Raw genomic sequence first — 4786 nt, 5'->3', positions numbered from 1 at the left:
TGAATCGCCCCTGGTTTTCTAGACACTTTGTTGCTGAAAAATAAACTGCCTTTCAAACTCTACCGGCGACAGCCCATCATTGGAACCATGACGCCTGATTGGGTTGTAAAACATCTCGATATAATCAAACACATCGCTGCGGGCTTCGTCTCTTGTCGCGTAAATCCTGCGCTTGATCCGCTCCCGTTTGAGCAACTGAAAGAAACTCTCGGCGACCGCGTTGTCGTGACAGTTACCCCGTCGGCTCATACTGCAACTCAGGTTGTGGGCCTTCAGAAAGTCTTGCCATTCACCACCGGTAAACTGGCTGCCCTGATCCGAATGCACCAGTACCGGCTGCTTGGGTTTGCGCCGCCAGACGGCCATCAATAACGCATCAACCGCCAAGTCTGCCGTCATGCGTGACTTCATCGCCCAGCCGACGATCTGGCGAGAGAACAGGTCGAGCACCACCGCCAGGTACAGCCACCCTTCTTGAGTGCGAATGTAGGTAATGTCAGTCACCCAGATGATGTTGGGGGCTGGCACCTTAAACTGACGTGCCAGCGTGTTTGGGGCAGCTTGCGTGCTCTTGCCTCCATAATGCCCCTTGCGGCGTTGATAGCCCGTTTGCGAACGCAGTCCCTCCCGCTTCATTAATTTGGCCACACGGTGCTTGCCGCAGGCTTCCCCTGCGTCACGAAGGTCGCGATGGATCTTGCGATAACCGTAGACAGCACCACTTTCCAGCCAGGATTGCTTGACCAATCCGGTCAGTCGTTCGTCCTCCTGCTGTCGTGGCGATGTGGGCTGTTTCAACCACGCGTAGAAGCCACTTCGGTGAACCCCCAGGGTCTGGCACAGGGTAACGACACTGTACCGGTCGAGTCGGGAGGTTATGAACGCGTACCTTTCCTTGACTCGCTGGCAAAGTACGCGGCGGCCTCCTTTAGAATATTGCGCTCCTCGGTGACCTGGCGCAGTTCAGTTTTCAGGCGGCGGATCTCGGCTTGCAAGGCAGACTCTTCTATCTGCTGGTCAGCAGGCTTACCGTACTGCTTGAGCCATGCATACAGGCTGTGGCTGGATACCCCGATGGCACGTGCAACGTCAGCCACCGGCCGCCCGCGCTCGGTGATTTGTTTAACGGCTTCGATTTTGAATGTTTCTGGATAACGCTGACGGGTCATAACACCTCCAATAGTTGCCTCATTTTAAGGCTGTGAGGTGTCTAGGGAACTGGGGGCGATTCAAACTATGGAGGTTATCGCCTATCGATAGGGCAGCAGGAATGTCATCGACACCGTAATAAGTTGCGAGATCCATAGGCGAGATATACATCGAGCACACTCCTTGTGCAAAAAAAGAATTAGTACAATAGCGCCGCTGGCTTTTTTCCCGCAATGGGTGACTTCAATTTCATCTCTGCGAACTCCTCCCTGTTTCCTCTATACCCCAAGAGCCTCAAACTGAGGGGCATTCAAGGATGGCGGGATAGACTTGCTGACTGATGGAGTATCAGTTGGCAATGAAGATCTCTTAGCCAGCCTTGGCAACGTCCCGTACTTTTTGCTCTACCTGGTGCGCGATGGCCTGGATCTGGGCCAGTTCAAGTGAGCCAGCCCTAAATTGGGGGAGTTGCTTGGGGAGTGCAGCGGCACTGACGATGTAGGGGAAGGTGATCTTCTGGCGTAAATCCACAAACCAGCCAGGCAGAACCAGAACGCCACCTACCGGGACTTCGGTCCCAGTTGCACTGTTGAGCCAGTTACGCACAGTGGTGACGTTACGGCGGACCTGTTCGAGCGGCGCTTTTTCAACATGGTTTGGGAAGTGAAGCGCATCATTTTCGACCCGAACCTTGAACTGTTTTTCTCCATTGTTGATGGGTTTGGAGCGACCCTTAGTCTCGATGACAAAGACCCCGTTAGGGCAGATGATCAAATGATCGATGTTGAATCCATCAAACGGGATATCGTGGTAAACCCGATAGGGGTGCTGTTGGGGCCTAACGATTTGGTCCAGCTCCTGACCCACTGCCAGTTCACAGGAGTAACCCAGCTTGAGGTGTTGAACCTTGTTGGCCATTTTGTAAGTTTTGGTTGTGCCAGAGATAAAGAGACCCAGCATAACAACCCCGGAAATCAGCATCACAGTCGTGCTCATAGCCCTCTTATCGATGTAGCTCTGTAACTGCGTATTCCGGCGAAGTTGAACAGCCATTCCGGCCAACGTGAACACCCTGATCCTTAACGCGCTCATGTCATCTCGTTTCTAACTCGACTGTTCAGATTGGGTCAACTCACTTCTCCTCTTTCTCATCGATTCTCCCTTCAGTGACAGCCGGTGAGCGTTGTGCATCAGCCGGTCCAGGATCGCATCTGCCAGGGTGTTGTCCCCCAAGCTCGCGTACCACTCTTCCGTTGGTAGTTGACTGACCACTACCGTCGAGTATTTTCCATACCGATCATCCATGATCTCCAGCAGGGCGTTGCGCTGCTCGGCATTCACCGCTTCCAGTCCCCAGTCATCGAGGATCAGCAGCTCTATCCTTGCCAGTTGACCCAGCAGTCTGGCGTAACTGCCATCTACCTTGGCCTGGCTCAGTTCAAGCAGCAGACGTGGCAGCCGGTAGTAACGAGTGCTATGTCCTTGCTGACAGGCTTGGTAGCCCAGCGCACAAGCCAGGTAGGTTTTTCCACAGCCACAGGGGCCGGTGATGAGCAGGTTCTGGCCTCGGCGTAGCCACTCTCCTTGGGCCAGGTTTGCTACCTGTGACCGCTCCAGGTTGCGTGCTGACTGGTAGTCCAGCTCCTGCACCGTGGCCTGGAGTTTGAGCCTTGCCTGCTTGACCAGCCGAGCTTGTTTACGCTGCTCCCGGCTCAGTTGTTCGTGTTCGACCAGCAGGCTTAGCCGCTCGATGAAGGGCAGCCCTTCGTAGGTACTCGCCTGTTCCAGTTGTTGTTGCACGGCATCCGCCATGCCGGTCAGCTTCAGGCTTCTCAGGAGGGTCAGGGTTTGTTGGGTCATGGGGCGTATCCTCTTCAGTGGAAGCTCTGGGGGCCACGGATGTTCTCGTGCTCTTGCGGTAACTCTGGATAGCTCAGCGGGCTTGCGGGCAGTTGGTCGCGGCCGCTTGTCAGCACCGACTTGAGCTGCTTGAGTCGCACTAGTCCTTCCCGATTAGCCAACTGGCAACAGGCCTCGACCCGTGATGGCGGATACTCCCGGCTCAGACTCAGTAGCCCCAGGCAGAGTCGGTATGCCTGCTCGGCATGGGCTTTCTCTTCCAGCCGTTCGCTAACCCAGCACAAGGTGCCCGGTCCGATATCAGCAGCCCACTGCTTGAGACGGCCTGGCGTCCAGCGTTGCTGCTTGCTGTGGCGTTCCGGCATGTGTTCCGGGAGCGTGCTCATCCCCGGGATAGTTTTACGCGGATGGCTCGCGACCAACTGTTGCTGGTGATAGACCTGAAGCAGGGTGTCGCCAGCATGGAGCTCCAGTTGCTGGCCCACATACTGGTGTGGCACCGAGTAATGGTGCTGCTCATAACTGACGTGATAGTCGATGTTGACCTTGACCGTTTTGATAGCGACATAGCGATAGGGATGCACCGGCAGTGGTCCCAGTGCCGGGCGGTCCAACTGCTCAAACGCCTCGCGCCGGTTACCGGGCAGTTGCTTGAACGGGCGCTCGTTGAGTTCGTTCAGCAAGGCCCGGATGCACTGGTTGAGCTCGGCAAGCGAGAAGAAGGTCTGATGGCGCAGGCGGGCTAGGATCCAGCGCTCGACGATCTGCACTCCCACCTCAGCCTTGGCTTTGTCCTTGGGCTTGTAAGGGCGAGCTGGTATCACCGCCACCTGATAGTGCTCGGCCAACTGCTGGTAGCTGGGGTTGAGCTCGGGATCGTATCGGCAAGCCTTGCTGACACCGCTCTTGAGGTTGTCGGGGATCAGCAGTGCCGGGGTCCCGCCGAAAAACTCAAAGGCACGGGCATGGCTTTGCAGCCAGTCCGGCAGTGACTGTGACCAGGTGGCTTCGGCAAAGGTGTAGTTGGACGCACCAAGCACGGCGACAAAGATCTGGGCCTGACGGACCTCACCCGTGGAGGGCGAGACGATGGGCACCGTGGGCCCGCAGTAGTCGATAAAGAGCTTTTCTCCCGCCTTGTGGATCTGGCGCATGGAGCGCTTTTGCAACTGACACCAGGACTTGTAACGGTCGCAGAACTGGGAGTAGCTGTAACAGCTATTGGGATAGCGCTGGGTGTACTCCTCCCAGAGCAGTTGTTTGGAGACCCCCTTGCGCTTGAGCTCCTGATGGACAGAGGGCCAATCAGGCACGACATGGCGGGCCGAGATGGTGGTATCGGCCTGCGGATAGAACAGGGCAGCCAGTCGGGCATCATCAAGCTCGGTGGGCAAGGGCCAGGTCAGGCCGAGCGAATGGGCACTTTTGAGGAGTTTCTGGATGGAGCCAACGCTGACCTTGGTGCAGCAACTTATCTGGCGAACAGAGAGGTCAGCCTCCAGCCGCAGTCGCAGCACTTCACGAATTTTACGCATTGCAATCCTCTTGGCAGACATAGGCTCTTCCCTGGCAAAAGGGAGAGCGTATCAAAGGTTTTTAAATCAATGCGTTAAGGATGATTCCGGTGAGTGTGAACAGTGATTCCGGGATGTTGAACACTGTTTCCGGAAAGGAGGGGCAAAGTGTTCAGGTTGAACCGGAATGAGCGTTCACATTGGTCCGGAAATGGTGTTCACGTTGAACCGGAATCGGTGTTCATGATCAGCCGGAATATGCA

General features: G+C 55.9%; 4 protein-coding genes. All 4 read right to left on the bottom strand.

What is annotated here, in order from left to right:
• Positions 1-18: 18 nt before the first annotated feature.
• The 4 genes from AB5Y72_RS04840 to istA all read right to left on the bottom strand — a co-directional run bounded on the left by AB5Y72_RS04840 (position 19) and on the right by istA (position 4565).
• A protein-coding gene (locus AB5Y72_RS04840) for an IS3 family transposase (RefSeq protein WP_325783120.1) occupies positions 19-1169 on the bottom strand; the annotation gives its coding sequence in 2 pieces (ribosomal slippage) (positions 19-932 and positions 932-1169; 1152 coding nt in all).
• Positions 1170-1518: 349 nt separating this feature from the next.
• Positions 1519-2241: a nuclease-related domain-containing protein gene (locus AB5Y72_RS04835; RefSeq protein WP_368198645.1), complete on the bottom strand. Its 723-nt coding sequence runs from the start codon at positions 2239-2241 to the stop codon at positions 1519-1521.
• 12 nt (positions 2242-2253) lie between these two features.
• Positions 2254-3009 (bottom strand): IS21-like element ISAs29 family helper ATPase IstB, encoded by a 756-nt coding sequence (gene istB, locus AB5Y72_RS04830; protein WP_113069991.1) that lies wholly within the window; start codon positions 3007-3009, stop codon positions 2254-2256.
• 14 nt (positions 3010-3023) lie between these two features.
• Positions 3024-4565 (bottom strand): IS21-like element ISAs29 family transposase, encoded by a 1542-nt coding sequence (istA, locus tag AB5Y72_RS04825; protein WP_113069990.1) that lies wholly within the window; start codon positions 4563-4565, stop codon positions 3024-3026.
• Positions 4566-4786: the final 221 nt, after the last annotated feature.

Source organism: Aeromonas sp. R7-4, from assembly GCF_040908055.1.
In the GTDB taxonomy this organism is placed as follows: domain Bacteria; phylum Pseudomonadota; class Gammaproteobacteria; order Enterobacterales; family Aeromonadaceae; genus Aeromonas; species Aeromonas sanarellii.
The sequence above is the reverse complement of the archived record's forward strand: the minus strand, read 5'-3'. Positions and strand labels throughout refer to the sequence as shown.

Excerpts from the sequence above, each read along its gene's own strand:
- AB5Y72_RS04835 (WP_368198645.1), bottom strand. The coding sequence starts at position 2,241 with ATGAGCGCGTTAAGGATCAGGGTGTTCACGTTGGCCGGAATGGCTGTT.
- istA (WP_113069990.1), bottom strand. The coding sequence starts at position 4,565 with ATGTCTGCCAAGAGGATTGCAATGCGTAAAATTCGTGAAGTGCTGCGA.
- istB (WP_113069991.1), bottom strand. The coding sequence starts at position 3,009 with ATGACCCAACAAACCCTGACCCTCCTGAGAAGCCTGAAGCTGACCGGC.